The organism is Aquimarina amphilecti, from assembly GCF_900109375.1.
In the GTDB taxonomy this organism is placed as follows: Bacteria; Bacteroidota; Bacteroidia; order Flavobacteriales; family Flavobacteriaceae; genus Aquimarina; species Aquimarina amphilecti.
The window spans coordinates 135,306-149,940 of record NZ_FOAB01000008.1 but is presented as its reverse complement, the minus strand read 5'-3'; the positions used below and the strand labels follow the sequence as shown (position 1 = coordinate 149,940).

Here is a 14,635-nt window from a genome sequence, read left to right as displayed (position 1 = left end):
TTTTTTTGACCAGTAGTTGATTATAACGGTTTATAAACTAACCCAAAAGAAAAAGAAGTTTCTTTATTAAAATTACGACCATCTATATTATGATTGTATGCAGTAGAAACACCTACCTCATTTTTGTAAACAGGTATATATAGGTTTACATTTAGATTAGTGTAATCAACTTCAGTTTGCGGAAGTGCTCTTGGACCACCAGCTTCTACAAATTCTGGGGTTCCAATATCAATTCCATCCATAGAATCCTGAACAGCTAATTGTACATGTGTGTAGAAATAGTTGTTAAAGTATCCAACCTTAATACCATATACTTGCGCATTAGGTACGTCAAAATTACTATTATCTTTTAAACTATATCCATACTGGAGTTCTGTGAATAAATTAATTTTGGTAGTTAATTGTACCAATCCATTTACCTGAAGACTGTTTGCACTATTTCCTAAAGATAATACACCTTCTGCTTCATAATTACTAAGAGGAATACTGGCTCCGATTGCTGCTCCTAATCCCAATGTTCCTATAGATTTTAGATTTTTTTCTAATATTTTCCCTTTTACAAATAAGCTTAAGTCCTGTATACCTTCTACACTAGACGTGCCCTGAACAGGATCTGGCTGTCCATTTTCACTTTCAATAAAAATATAAGGTATATTAAGAGAAGCAGATAACCAATTATTGATTCCATATTCACCATATAAGTTGACAATATATGATGAAATTCCGCCCAATCCTGCTGGATTTCCATCGGTAAGTTCATTTCCTCGATAAAACCTATCATATTGTTTATAGGAATAACTAGGAGCTATTGTAAGTTCATTTTTTTGCGGATAGAATCCACTTACTTCTGTTTGTGCTGTGGTAGGAGTAGAAAGACATAATACCACTAGTGCTCCTAAAAGAGACTTTTTAGATTTGTGTAACATAATATTTTAAATGGTTAATAAGTCTCCTTAGACGGGGATTATTCACCTTTAATTACAATACAAAATGTTACAAATTTGTTAATTGAAAAATAGTCAGTTTTTGACGTTTTTTTTACCAATTTTTGAACGGATGCTTACTTAATTGCGAATTATAAAATTTAGGATCACCTGTCACTTCTTTTCCTAGCCAATCAGGTTTAAGAAATGCTTCTTGTTCATTGTTTAGTTCAATTTCTGCAATGGTCAATCCTAAATTTTCCCCAAAAAATTCATCTACTTCGTAAATGTGATTTCCTATTGGGATCTCATATCGAGTTTTTTCGATAACACCTTTTTCACATAGTTGCAATAGAGCTTCTGCTTCTTTAATATCTATTTCTTTTTCCCATTCAAAACGAGAAGTACCTGATTCATTACTTTTCCCTTTGATAGTTAAAAAACCTTTTTCTTTTTTTATACGAACTCTTACTGCACGTTCCGGATCAGAATTTAGATATCCTTGTGAGATTTTAGTACTTGTTTGAGCTACATCTTTAAAAGATATAGATTTCACTAAGAATTTTCGTTCGATTTCAATCATAGATATTATATCTTTTTAAGGGTGTAGATTTGAAAACCTATAAAGTTTACAGTTTTCAAATCTAGCACCTAGAAGTTTAAAAATGATTTTTATCTAGACCATTTTTTAATGTTTTTTTCATTTAATCTAATTAGATCTTTATTTCCTGCTTTTTTTGATAATTCTAAAGATCTTTTTGCGACTGAAATTGCTTCAGTTTTTCTATTAAGATCCGCAAGAATTAGTGACTCTCTATATACTTGAAAAAATAGAGGGTTTTCTACATTAGTAACTTTTTGGATATAGGCTAATGCTGTATCTAGATCTTGTTGGGCTTCATGTAAATACAATGCCGCTTGAAAATAATCAAAATTCGATGGACCAGAAAGTATTTTCTTAATATTAGCCATTGTTTTTTCGTGTGTTTTAAGCTTTAATGGTAATATAATCTTAGTTGTATCCCAAGTAAATAATAGCTTGGCACTATCTAAGGTGATGGTGTCTATGTAAATTAAAAATGATTCTGAAACGTCATTTTTTTGAATACTTTTAGTATTAAAACTTGCAATAGGTTTTTTGTTTACATAAGAGTTCCAAGTTCCGGATTCGTATGGGTAGAAATGTATTTCCCAAGTGGACTGTCCTGGTTTAGTGAGGATAGCATAGGAACCTTTTTTAATAGTGGTATTAAAAATTGTAAGATCATTAGAAAAAGAAATTTTGGTAGCTGCATTGGCACCGGTTCTCCATAGTTCACCAAATGGAATAATACCTTTTTCTCCGAAAATTATTCTATTTCTTTTACTAGGCCTAGAGTATTCAAGTGTGATATCTGTCAAGCCTACGGTTTGAGTTGTTGTTGAATATGGACTCAATGCAGGAACTTTCAGTTGTGCATGTACGGTTGCTACAGTAATAATACTGATAAAAAATATTTTAAACATGATTCTGTTTTTAATAAGATTATAGATTTGAGAAATACTCTTTTGGAGTAGTGCCCATTAAATCTTTAAAGGATTTATTGAATGTCGTTTTAGAGTTAAAGCCTGCTTCTTGCGCAAGACCATAAAAAGTCATGTTTTTAGCCTGATCAGTTTTTGCCAATGCAATAAATTCTTTAATACGATAGTAGTTTATGTATTCAAAAAAATTCATCCCTATTCGTTCATTTAATAAACGAGCGATCTCTGGATTGCTAACTCCAAGCATTTCTGCTAATTGTGATTTTAGTAATTTTCTATTTAAATAAGGCTTTTTTTCTACCATTAAATTCTCTAGTTGAAATTTTAAGCTATCCAATTCTACGTTTGATAATTTAGATTGTGCATACTTCTTAGAAGTTAGTAATGAAGGTATCTTAAATAAATCAGGTTCTTTCATTCCATAAAAAGTTATGAATAATATAATTAACGCAATACTAATCCAAATAACTTGCCAACTAATTCTATCAAATAATTCGTAGTCTAGAAGCCAATTGAGAAACATCATAGACCAACAAAACAGACAAACTCCAATAGCAATAAGAAAATTGAAGAAAAACTGAGATTGGATATGATAACTCAATTCATTTTGAATATCTTTTTTAAATTTCAAAAAGATTTTGAAACTCATAATCCAATAAGTGATATTAAATAGTAAGCCTATCGCAATAAAAACCAATGTAATTTTAAATTGCTCTCCACTAGTTTTTCTAGATTCTAGTATGTGATCCGATGGAGCTATAAATGCTATGGTAACAGCAATATTGTATAACACCGCGGGCAAATAATGAAGTAATTCTCTATACGAAAAGGGCTTTTTTAATAGACTAGATCGTGTAAATAGATAAATAGTGGCACCAAATAGTAAAGTAGAGAATTCCGAAAAAATGACCCATCGATAATTATCTCCGAAAAAACCTGAAATATATAGAACACGACCTGTTAATCCTATGGAAAGTACTAAAACTAAGAATGCTATATATTTATTTATATTTTTTCTTTTATCCGAAGAAAAAACATAAATAAATAGCAAAAACAAGCTTTGGAAATATCCGAAATAGACAAGTTGATTTAGGAATGTTTGCATACAAACAAGGTTTTTTGCGGGTTTAATATACTAGTTTAAAACAAACTGATTTATGTGCAAGACACCTTTGTGATTCATTTTAAGGTTTTCTTTATAAAAAACGTCAAATTCTTCTTTACTATCCCATTGAGTAATAACCAGTATATCAGGATTGTGGTAGTACCCTAGAGGTGATTTTCCGTTGGTTAGTTGAAGTATTTTTTTTCCTCCATTTTCTTTAGCCTTTTGTAACCAAAGCTCTTTGAATTTTTTGAAAGAGGTAGTTTCCTTTTTCCAGTAGGAAGTGACAACGTTGTATTTGTTTCTATCTATTTCGAAAGAAGTGTTTTTTGGCATTTCATAATATGTTAGGTTAAATAATGACCAAATATTTCTACGTTGCAAATGAAAATCTGGTACAACGCCTTCAATTTGTGCTAAAAATTCTTCGCGATTCTTTAAATCATCCCATTTACCTAAAATAAAACTAGCAGGTTGAATATTACCTTGTGTAGTTTTTTTAATGCCAAATCCGGGTAATGGCTTGTATGTTTTTTTAATACCAAAAGGAAAGATTGTTTTTTTGTATTTATTAAAGTCTTTTTCAGTTCCAGATTTTGTAGTTAATAAAAGAATATCTAAAATTTCACCTTTTTTAAAGGTGTAAGATTTAATATCCGATTGAGCAAAAAGACTTGTCGTCATTACACAAGTTAAAAAGACTAAAGCAAGATTTTTTAATAACTTCATTGTTTGTTTTTTAATGATTTATAATTTTAAAACAAATGTAGAAGCTGAAATAGATATTCAGTAATAATAGGGGCTTAGAAAGATACGTATACGGTATATGAACTAATTATATCCGTTTTTGGTGTGAATTGTTTGTATTTCATCGGAAACTATTCTTTTCTTTTCAAAGGTGTTATTTGCTAACCAAATCATTGCTGATACGATAGTTGCGGGGCGTATAGAACGGTATTTTTTTAGAGGTCCTAGGAGCAAAGGATTTAAAATTTTCATGAATTGTTTAAAGAAATATTCTCCTGATCTTTTTTCATTTCTTTTTCCACTAATTAATGAAGGCTGTAAGATGTGTGTTTTTGATATCTCTAATGCTAAGACAGCCTCTTCCATTTCACCCTTAGTTCGGTTATAGAAGATTTTACTTTCTGAATCCGCACCCAAAGCTGATATTACTATAAAAGTATCAATATTATTTTGCAGGCAAAGTTCTGCTGCAGTAACAGGAATTCCGTAATCAATTGAACGATAAAGACCTTTATCTGGAGTTTTTGAATTTGTGGTTCCTATACAACAAAATACTTCATCGCCTCTAAAATCGTTGGCGATAGATTTTAGTTGTAGTACATTAATCAAGTGTTCTTCAATTTTAGAATGCGTAATTCCTATTGTCTTTCTGGAAAACAGTTTGATTTTAGTATAGCGATTATCGTTAAGCAATGATGCTAAAAGAATCCTTCCGGTTAATCCTGTTGCGCCAAGTATGATCGCTGTTTTGGGCATATTGATTTAGCTTTTCGGAAATAGGAACCTTTTACAGTTATCGCTTAATATCCCTTAAGGAATAAATATTTCATAGGTAATAGTAGTAACATTGTACTAACTTATTCGCTGTATCGGTATTTATTTGACAGAAAATTATTTTTGTTCGACCATAACTACACTTTCTGGTCTACAATCTTCGTTATCTCCATCAGCAGTTGAAGTTAATTCTACGACCGCTTTGTCTTTGCTAGTAGAATCTAACTGTAGCAAGATACTATAATCAGATTTACTGTCTTTGTATTTAGTAACTTCAAAAGAAACTCCTTTATAGCTACTCATAAAAGGTTCTTTTTCTGGTTTAATACTATTAGCTCTTCCTTTTATGGTTTTTTTACATGAACTATTATTCCAAGTAAGTGTATATTCTACTGTGTTATCAGAAATCCATGAAATCGACAAATTTTGAGAGTAGTTGCCGTTAGCATTGTTTTGCTCAATAACATACGTTTTAGTTGCAATAATAGTATTAGTACTTTCGGTTTCAGGACTTAAATCTTCAGCCATTTGTGTGGCATTAATTTCAGTGTCCTTTAATTCATTAGCGGGTTTGCTTTCGGATTTACAACAAATAAATGCAAAGAGTAGAAGTAGGATATAATTTTTCATCTTTTTTAAATATAATTTAGTTCAAATTGATTGGGATCAATAAAGCAAGATATTATTTTTATCTCATAAAATCTATACAAATATAGTAATATCATTTTTTAGAAGTATTTAAGAGTCAAATATTTACTTGTTAAACTGTGTAATTTATATTGATATCCAGTATGTTGTGATTGATTTAAATGATTAATAACTACTATTTTTGTGATACTTAAAAAATGAATAGTAATAGAAAAATCATACATGTCGACATGGATGCGTTTTATGCATCTGTTGAGCAAATGGACGATCCAGAACTTAAAGGAAAACCATTGGCTGTTGGTGGTGGAGGTAAAAGAGGTGTGGTAAGTGCAGCGAGCTATGAGGCAAGAAAATTTGGTGTACGTTCTGCAATGCCTGGGTTTACCGCAAGAAAGCTGTGCCCTGATTTATTGTTTGTTAGGCCAAGGTTCGATAGATACCAAGAAATTTCTAAGCAGATTCGTAAGATATTTTTTGACTATACGGATTTAGTAGAACCACTTTCTTTAGATGAAGCATATTTAGATGTTACGGAGAATAAAAAAGGAAACCCCAGTGCATCTTTAATTGCTCAGGAAATAAGACAACGTATTTTAGATGAAGTTGGGTTAACAGCATCGGCCGGAATATCTATTAATAAATTTATTGCAAAAGTAGCTAGTGATTATAATAAGCCAAATGGTCAGAAAACTGTAAATCCCGAAGAAGTTTTAGAGTTTTTGGAAGATCTAGATGTTAAAAAATTCTATGGGGTGGGAAAAGTAACCCAAGCTAAAATGTATAAAATGGGTATTTATACAGGAAAGGATTTAAAAACAAAAACGGAAGAATTTCTTACTGAACATTTTGGTAAGTCTGGGGGACATTATTATAACATAGTTAGAGGAATTCATTTAAGTGAAGTAAAACCCAATAGAGAAAGAAAATCTCTAGCTGCCGAAAGAACTTTCAATGAGAATATTTCTTCTGAGATATATATGCTAGAACGTTTAGAAAATATTGCTGAAGAATTACAAAAACGTTTAAAAAGTAGTAAGGTGGCAGGAAGAACCGTTACTCTAAAAATTAAATACAGCGATTTTACATTACAAACAAGAAGTAAGACATTACCGTATTTTATTAATGACGCCGATATTTTATTAGAAACAGCGAAAGAACTTTTATATCAGGCAGAAATGAAAAACTCTGTGCGCCTTTTAGGAATTTCATTATCCAACCTAAATACTGGTAAGAAAGATCAAAAAAAAACAGATAAACAAGAAGTCGAAATTATACAATTGAGGTTTGATTTTTAAGATTATAAATCAAACAACTGTTTTCTAAATTTCACACAGTATTTCTGCCGCTTTTTTTAAAGTCTCATCTGTTTTTGCAAAGCAAAACCTTAGTACTTTGTCATCTTGACTATTAAGATTAAAGACAGACACTGGAATAGAAGCGATTTTGTATTCTTTTGTTAATCTTTCGGCGAAAGCCACATCACTTTCATTAGTAATTGAGGTGTAGTCTAACAATTGAAAATAGGTTCCTGAAGCTGGAGTATAGGAAAACTTTGAATCTTTAATCAATGAAAGAAATAAGTCTCTTTTTTTCTGATAAAAATTAGGTAAGGACAGATAATTATCAGGAGTTTTTAAATATTCGGCTAAGGCGTATTGCATAGGGTGATTACTACAGAATACATTAAATTGATGTACTTTTCTGAATTCTTCCATCAACTCTTTAGGAGCTATACAGTATCCCATTTTCCAACCGGTAGTATGAAACGTTTTTCCAAAAGAAGCAGTGATAAATGCTCTTTCGGATAATCCCGGAAACCTTGCAACACTCTGATGCGGTTGACTGTCAAAAATTATATGTTCATATACCTCGTCACTAAGTAAAATAATATCCGTACCTTTTAATAAGTTTTCTAGTTTTAGCATATCCTCTTTGGATAAAATTGTTCCTGTAGGATTATGAGGTGTGTTGATAATCATCATCTTGGTTTTAGAAGTAATTTTATTAGCTACTTCTTCCCAATCAACAGTAAAGTTAGGAGTGGATAATTGTACAGGAATAACGTTACCTCCAAAAAGTTCTATAGAAGGTTCATATGAATCGTATGCAGGTTTAAAAACAATAACTTCATCTCCTTTGTTTATAAAAGCAGAAATAATAGTAAAGATCGCTTGGGTTGCACCTGAAGTAACGGTTACTTCAGTATCGGGGTGATAATTACTATTATATAAAGCATTTGTTTTTTCAGCGATGATTTCTCTAAGAGATGCCAAGCCAGGCATAGGTGCATATTGATTATATCCTTTTTGCATAGCTGAAGTAACCAAATTCATCAATTTACTATCCGTTTCAAAATTTGGAAACCCTTGAGACAGATTAATTGCTTTGTATTCATTTGCCATATTACTCATTACAGTAAATATGGTAGTAGCTACATTAGGTAATTTTGTGTTGATATTTTTCATAGATAAAACAAAGAAGTCAAGGTATAAAAAAACCCTGAAATTTTCAGGGTTATAATATTGCAATGTGAAGTTTAGTGTCTAAAATATGTGGCAATACCCTTGGTTACATTTATCGGAAAAATCACCTGAAAAATCCCAACAATCTTGTGATGTTTGACAAGGAATATTGGTTCTGCAATAATAACCTCCATTGATAGATTGCTTTGCAGCTTTATTTAGTTTCTTAACTTCTTTTAGTTCTAAAATTTTGGATAACATAATTTGGTATTTTTTTGAGTTATACTATTTGTCACCTACTCTGTTAAGGGTTTTCGGTTTACCCCTTTAAAATCAGATATTAGCTAATACGATTCTGTACTCAAGGTATACCGAAATAAATCTTCAAAAAAACAAAACATCCGTATTTTTCGAAAAATACGGATGTAAAAAAGAGTTATAAATAAAAAGATTAATTTTTTATCTATTTAAAGTATATTATCACATCCGCACATCGTATGATGTGAATCAGTATCTGGTTTTATAGGATCACAATCACCGCCCTTTATTTTTGTCATAGAATGTAAGTTAATTTTAGCAATAGTAAGCTTTTTGAACGAAATCTTGTTTTCTTGTTTTGTTTTCATAATCTTAATTTTTAAAATTAATTGTTTTAAGTATATTCCAATTTGAATCTTGTATCAAGGTACTTTTATTCGTGATCAATTCATAAGATTCGTGCCGTATTTTAAAGTAATTAAGGTAAAGTTTAATGCTCTTTTCATGGTGTATATGAAAAAGAGAAAAATTGAAGTTATTTTTTTAATACTTAGGAATTTTCCCTCTGATGATCTATTTTCTTTATATAATAAGAAGGGTTCAATCCGGTTTTGGATTTAAAATGTTTGGTAAAGGAATTATCCGTTTTATAACCAATCTCTAAAGCAATGGATTTAACTGAAAAGGATCTGAATTTTTTATCATTTTTTAATCTTTTTAAAGCATAATCTATTCGTAATTCATTGATGTAATCATTGAAACTAGCCGCTTTATGAGTTTTAATAATCTTTGATAGATATGTAGTATTGGTTTTTACTTTTTTTGCTATAGATCGCAGATCGCAATCCTTTTGCAGAAAATATTTTTGTTGTTCTAGTTTCTCTAAACCATTTAAAACATCCTTTACTTTTTTATCATCAATTACAAAACCTTTTTTTTTAGCAACATCTATAGACTCTAAGGAGTTTATCTTTTCTATTAATTGATTAAATTGTTGGTTATTCTTTTTTTGTTTTTGAAAATACTTGAAAACAAAAAATAGTAAAATCAAACAAACTGTGATCAAAATGAAAAATATCAGTTTTTTGTGATATGCTTGTTTTATTTCTTCATTTTTAAGTTGTTCAATTTGACTTTCTAATTTATTTATTTTTTGATTATTAATCTTTGATATAGTTTGATGTTTTGCTTCTTGAAATTGGTCTCGTAATTTATTTGATTTTTGATACCAGTATGTCGCTTCGTTTGTGTTTTGAATTTTAGTGTAACACTCTGCTAGAAGAATGTAAGTTTCAAGAACTCTAATGTTTCTGGTATCTTTTTCTTCAATAATAGATATACTATTGTTTAAAGAAGAAATAGCCTGATTGTATTTTTTTTCCTCAATAAAAGTATGAGCAAAGAAATAATTGATATTTAATATTGATTTTTTTTGTGAGATGTTTTTGGTAAGAATGATTTCTTCGGCTTTGCGAAAATATTGCTGCGCCTTAGCTAGTTCTTTTCTATTTAGGGCAACAATTCCCTTTTTGGTATATAAATCAATAGATCCTATCGAATAATCTAAGGGTTCACTAATGGCTAAGCCTTGATCTGCATAATATATTACAGAATCATAATTGTTTTGATCCAAGTATACTTCACTTAGAATGGTGAGAAATCTCACATGATTTATTGTATTTCTATCCTTAGATTTTTCGATTTGCTTTAGTATACCTTTACAAACTTCTAATGCATCATCTAGCTTTTTCATTCTCTTTAGGATTATTGCCATTCCAGAATGAGCGGAATATTGATGCCGAATGTTTTTATATTTGCTGGCAATGTCTAATGCTTTGTTATAGTGGTCTAATGATTTTTGATTTTTCCAATCTTTTAGATAAGAGTGACCTAATCCGATAAAGTATTTGCTTAAAATTGAATCATTTCCTGCAGTTTTGGCATTATTGATGGCTTTTTTTAAATAATACCTACTACGACCTGTTTTTTCTTTTTCATAAAAAGTATCCGAAATATCATAGTAATACTCTGCCAAAATTGATAGATCCGTAATAAGATTAGATAGAGTAGCTTCTAATATAATACTTTGCTCAGTATTAGAAGCTTCTATGTATTTGATTATTTCCTGTGCTGATTTGCTTTGTAAACTATCAGGTACATTTAACTGATTTGTGAATGTTTTTGTTGTTGATTTCCCGAAGCACCATAGAGATGTTAGAAGAACAGTTATTAATAGGTTTTTTTTAATCAAAAAATAATGTATTAAAGTTTGAGTATTATTCAAAAGTAATGTTTTTGCTTTTTTTATATTTATAGAAGTCGATAATGAACTGATTTAGGGCTTCTTTTTACGGCATTAGAGTTGAAATATCAATTTAATCTTATTGATGTAATAGTGGTACGTGAGATTTCTATTAAAGTTTAAGGTATAAATTAACATTTTGGTATAATGATAATTGTCTTTTGTTCAAAGTTGGTACTATATTTCAAACGATTTCGTAATGAATCCTCAACAAAATTTTAATTCTATTTTAATTCATTATAAATACTGTATTACTGTATCAAAATCTTGTTAAAAACAAGTTTGAAGCTTATTTTTGCTAATCAAATTTTTAAACATTCTTAATAATGAGTGGATTGATAAAATCTTCAATAGCTAGAAAGGTTGCGATGGCACTTTCGGGACTTTTCTTAGTGTTTTTCTTATTACAGCACTTTACCATCAATTTTACTTCTATTTTTAGCCCGGATACTTTTAACGAGTTGTCTCATTTTATGGGGACAAATCCTTTGGTTCAGTTTGCATTGCAACCCGTGTTAATTTTTGGAGTAGTTTTTCATTTTATAATGGGATTCGTTTTGGAAGTAAAAAATAGAAATGCAAGAGCGGTTAAATATGCAAAGTATAGCGGAGGAGCTAATGCTTCGTGGATGTCACGAAACATGATTCTTTCAGGTTTAGTGATTTTAGCATTTTTGGGATTACATTTTTACGATTTCTGGATTCCTGAAATGGTACATAAATATGTGGAATTCGCACCAGAAGACCCTACTCGTTATTACCACGAACTATTAGAGAAATTTGTAAGTCCGGTTCGAACAGGAATATATGTGCTTTCATTTGTGTTCTTAGCATTGCACTTATGGCATGGTTTTGCATCTTCTTTTCAATCAGTTGGTTTTAATAATAAATTTTCTGTTGGAGCAACTAAATTTGCTAAAGTATTTGCAATTGTAATTCCTCTTGGATTTATCGTTGTATCCTTGGTACTTCATTTTAATAATAATCACTAAAACCACTATTATGTCAATTTTAGACTCTAAAATACCAGAAGGTCCACTGGCTGATAAGTGGACAAAACATAAAAATACAATTAACCTGGTAAATCCAGCTAACAAGCGTAATATTGATGTTATCGTTGTTGGTACTGGATTAGCAGGTGGAAGTGCTGCTGCTACTTTAGCAGAACTTGGTTATAACGTTAAAACATTTTGTTATCAAGATTCTCCTAGACGTGCGCACTCTATTGCGGCACAAGGAGGAATCAATGCTGCAAAAAACTATCAAGGAGATGGGGATTCTAATTATCGTCTTTTTTATGATACTGTAAAGGGAGGAGATTATAGATCTAGAGAAGCAAACGTTTATAGATTAGCTGAGGTTTCTGGAAATATAATAGATCAATGTGTGGCGCAAGGTGTGCCTTTTGCACGTGAGTATGGTGGATTATTAGATAATAGATCGTTTGGTGGAGTATTGGTATCACGTACTTTTTATGCTAAAGGACAAACTGGACAACAGTTATTACTTGGAGCATATTCTGCGATGAACCGCCAGATTAATAGAGGAAAGATTCAAGCTTTCAACCGTCATGAGATGTTAGATCTTGTAAAAATAGATGGTAAAGCTCGAGGTATAGTAGCAAGAAACTTAGTTACTGGGGAGATTGAACGTCATTCTGCACATGCGGTAGTACTTGCAACTGGAGGATACGGAAATGTATTTTTCTTAAGTACTAATGCTATGGGAAGTAATGTGATGGCAGCTTGGAGAGCTCATAGAAGAGGAGCTTTTTTTGCAAACCCTTGTTATACACAAATTCATCCAACCTGTATTCCGGTATCTGGAGATCACCAATCAAAACTGACACTTATGTCAGAATCCTTGCGTAATGATGGAAGAATTTGGGTTCCGAAAAGAAAAGAAGATGCAGAAGCAATTCGTACGGGTAAATTAAAACCAACTCAATTAGCGGAGGAAGAAAGAGATTATTATTTGGAAAGAAGATATCCAGCGTTTGGTAATTTAGTTCCTCGTGATGTAGCATCAAGAGCTGCTAAGGAACGTTGTGATGAAGGTTTTGGAGTAAATAAAACAGGTGAGGCTGTATATCTTGATTTTGCATCGGCAATTCAACGATATGGAAAAGAAAAAGCGCTTACCTCTGGAATTCATAATCCAACTTCTGACCAAATTCTAGAATTAGGTGAAAAAGTTATTGAAGATAAGTATGGTAACTTATTCCAGATGTATGAAAAGATTGTAGATGAGAACCCATATAAAACACCAATGATGATTTATCCTGCAGTGCATTACACAATGGGAGGTCTTTGGGTAGATTATAATTTACAAACTACTGTTCCTGGATGTTATGCAGCTGGGGAAGCTAATTTCTCTGATCACGGAGCAAATAGGTTAGGAGCTTCTGCTTTAATGCAAGGGTTGGCTGATGGATATTTCGTGTTACCATATACAATAGGTGATTATTTATCACACGATATTAGAACTGGAAAAATTCCTACTGATACTCCGGAGTTTGATAAGGCAGAGAAAGATGTAAAAGATCGCATTGAGAAGTTAATGGCTGGATCCGGAGAACATTCTGTAGATTATTACCATAAGAAACTGGGTAAGATTATGTGGAATAAATGTGGGATGTCACGTAATGAGCAAGGGTTAAAAGAAGCGATTGATGAAATCGCAGCTTTACGAGAGGATTTTTGGAAAAACGTAAAAGTTCCTGGAAATGCTAATAGTATGAATCCTGAGCTAGAAAAAGCAGGAAGAGTTGCAGATTTCTTAGAATTAGGAGAATTATTTGCAAAAGATGCTTTGGATCGAAATGAATCTTGTGGAGGACATTTTAGAGAAGAATCTGTAGAACAATCAGGAGAACAAAAGGGTGAAGCATTGAGAGATGATGAAAACTTTAAGTATGTTTCTGCTTGGGAATACAAAGGAGAACCTAAAGATGCTGTACTTCATAAAGAAGATTTAGTATTTAAAAACATTGAATTAAAAACACGTTCTTATAAATAAAAGCTATGAATCTTACATTAAAAATATGGCGTCAAAAAGACGCTCAATCTAAAGGAAAGATAGTAGAGTATCCAATATCTGGAATTGAAGGAGACATGTCTTTTTTAGAAATGCTAGATGTGTTAAATGAAGAATTGATTACTAAAGGTGAAGAGCCAGTGGTTTTTGATCACGATTGTAGAGAAGGTATTTGTGGAGCTTGTTCTTTACAGATTAATGGAGAACCTCATGGACCAGATAGATTAGTTACTACCTGTCAATTACATATGCGAAAGTTCAATGATGGGGATACAATTTTTATAGAACCTTTTAGAGCAAAAGCTTTTCCTGTAGTAAAAGATTTAATGGTAGATAGAAGTGCATTTGATAGAATCCAGCATGCTGGAGGATATATTTCTGTAAATACTTCTGGAAACACAATAGATGCGAATGCAATTCCGGTAAATAAAGAAAATGCAGATGATGCTTTTGCCGCGGCAACTTGTATTGGTTGTGGAGCTTGTGTAGCTGCTTGTAAAAATGCTTCTGCGATGTTGTTTACATCGGCAAAAGTATCTCAATATGCATTGTTACCTCAAGGTCAAGTAGAAGCTACTGATCGTGTAATGGCAATGGTAAATCAAATGGATGAAGAAGGGTTTGGTAATTGTACAAACACAGGTGCATGTGAAATAGAATGTCCTAAAGGGATTTCCTTAGAAAATATAGCACGTATGAATCGTGAGTACCTTAAAGCAAGTATGAAAGGATAGTTTATTTATTAAACATAATAAGCATTAGTAAAACTCCAAATCAATTGATTTGGAGTTTTTTTTTGAAAAGGAATATTTTTTGTGGTAACATTTTTCGAATGAAAGACATTAATTAATAGAAG

General features: G+C 31.3%; 15 protein-coding genes. 4 read left to right on the top strand and 11 right to left on the bottom strand.

The window, feature by feature from the left end; translation table 11 throughout:
* Positions 1–20: 20 nt before the first annotated feature.
* The 7 genes from BMY33_RS19960 to BMY33_RS19930 all read right to left on the bottom strand — a co-directional run bounded on the left by BMY33_RS19960 (position 21) and on the right by BMY33_RS19930 (position 5,703).
* Positions 21–926: a hypothetical protein gene (locus tag BMY33_RS19960; RefSeq protein ID WP_091411826.1), complete on the bottom strand. Its 906-nt coding sequence runs from the start codon at positions 924–926 to the stop codon at positions 21–23.
* A 112-nt stretch (positions 927–1,038) separates the two neighbouring features.
* Positions 1,039–1,506: a CYTH domain-containing protein gene (locus BMY33_RS19955; protein ID WP_091411824.1), complete on the bottom strand. Its 468-nt coding sequence runs from the start codon at positions 1,504–1,506 to the stop codon at positions 1,039–1,041.
* An 89-nt stretch (positions 1,507–1,595) separates the two neighbouring features.
* On the bottom strand, positions 1,596–2,429 hold the full coding sequence (locus BMY33_RS19950; RefSeq protein ID WP_091411822.1) for a DUF2911 domain-containing protein: 834 nt from the start codon (positions 2,427–2,429) through the stop codon (positions 1,596–1,598).
* Between the two features lie 19 nt (positions 2,430–2,448).
* Complete coding sequence (locus BMY33_RS19945; RefSeq protein ID WP_091411820.1) at positions 2,449–3,552, bottom strand: AraC family transcriptional regulator; 1,104 nt, start codon at positions 3,550–3,552, stop codon at positions 2,449–2,451.
* 30 nt (positions 3,553–3,582) lie between these two features.
* The gene (locus BMY33_RS19940) at positions 3,583–4,281 is read right to left on the bottom strand and encodes a hypothetical protein (RefSeq protein ID WP_091411818.1); all 699 of its coding nucleotides are present in this window, start codon (positions 4,279–4,281) and stop codon (positions 3,583–3,585) included.
* A gap of 102 nt (positions 4,282–4,383) precedes the next feature.
* Positions 4,384–5,055 (bottom strand): NAD(P)H-binding protein, encoded by a 672-nt coding sequence (locus BMY33_RS19935; protein ID WP_091411816.1) that lies wholly within the window; start codon positions 5,053–5,055, stop codon positions 4,384–4,386.
* A 135-nt stretch (positions 5,056–5,190) separates the two neighbouring features.
* Positions 5,191–5,703 (bottom strand): hypothetical protein, encoded by a 513-nt coding sequence (locus BMY33_RS19930; RefSeq protein ID WP_091411815.1) that lies wholly within the window; start codon positions 5,701–5,703, stop codon positions 5,191–5,193.
* A 215-nt stretch (positions 5,704–5,918) separates the two neighbouring features.
* Between BMY33_RS19930 and dinB the strand changes: the two genes are divergently transcribed.
* Positions 5,919–7,016: a DNA polymerase IV gene (gene dinB, locus BMY33_RS19925; protein WP_091411812.1), complete on the top strand. Its 1,098-nt coding sequence runs from the start codon at positions 5,919–5,921 to the stop codon at positions 7,014–7,016.
* A gap of 24 nt (positions 7,017–7,040) precedes the next feature.
* On the opposite strand, the gene BMY33_RS19920 is transcribed toward dinB, so the two are convergent.
* From BMY33_RS19920 to BMY33_RS19910, 4 genes are all read right to left on the bottom strand, one after another.
* Positions 7,041–8,186 (bottom strand): methionine aminotransferase, encoded by a 1,146-nt coding sequence (locus BMY33_RS19920; RefSeq protein ID WP_091411810.1) that lies wholly within the window; start codon positions 8,184–8,186, stop codon positions 7,041–7,043.
* Positions 8,187–8,264: 78 nt separating this feature from the next.
* Positions 8,265–8,444 carry a hypothetical protein gene (locus BMY33_RS19915; RefSeq protein WP_091411808.1) on the bottom strand — a complete coding sequence of 60 codons (180 nt, stop codon included), beginning with the start codon at positions 8,442–8,444 and terminating at the stop codon, positions 8,265–8,267.
* Positions 8,445–8,650: 206 nt separating this feature from the next.
* The gene (locus BMY33_RS23305) at positions 8,651–8,809 is read right to left on the bottom strand and encodes a TIGR04149 family rSAM-modified RiPP (RefSeq protein ID WP_139195706.1); all 159 of its coding nucleotides are present in this window, start codon (positions 8,807–8,809) and stop codon (positions 8,651–8,653) included.
* A gap of 182 nt (positions 8,810–8,991) precedes the next feature.
* Positions 8,992–10,692 carry a helix-turn-helix domain-containing protein gene (locus BMY33_RS19910; protein WP_170837136.1) on the bottom strand — a complete coding sequence of 567 codons (1,701 nt, stop codon included), beginning with the start codon at positions 10,690–10,692 and terminating at the stop codon, positions 8,992–8,994.
* Positions 10,693–11,069: 377 nt separating this feature from the next.
* Here BMY33_RS19910 and BMY33_RS19905 point away from each other — a divergent pair, with 377 nt between their 5' ends.
* The 3 genes from BMY33_RS19905 to BMY33_RS19895 are packed head-to-tail and all read left to right on the top strand — an operon-like array spanning position 11,070 to position 14,513.
* The gene (locus BMY33_RS19905) at positions 11,070–11,735 is read left to right on the top strand and encodes a succinate dehydrogenase cytochrome b subunit (protein ID WP_091411804.1); all 666 of its coding nucleotides are present in this window, start codon (positions 11,070–11,072) and stop codon (positions 11,733–11,735) included.
* Positions 11,736–11,745: 10 nt separating this feature from the next.
* Positions 11,746–13,761 (top strand): fumarate reductase/succinate dehydrogenase flavoprotein subunit, encoded by a 2,016-nt coding sequence (locus BMY33_RS19900; RefSeq protein ID WP_091411802.1) that lies wholly within the window; start codon positions 11,746–11,748, stop codon positions 13,759–13,761.
* Between the two features lie 5 nt (positions 13,762–13,766).
* Entirely contained in the window at positions 13,767–14,513 is a 747-nt protein-coding gene (locus BMY33_RS19895) for a succinate dehydrogenase/fumarate reductase iron-sulfur subunit (protein WP_091411800.1), read from the top strand.
* Positions 14,514–14,635: the final 122 nt, after the last annotated feature.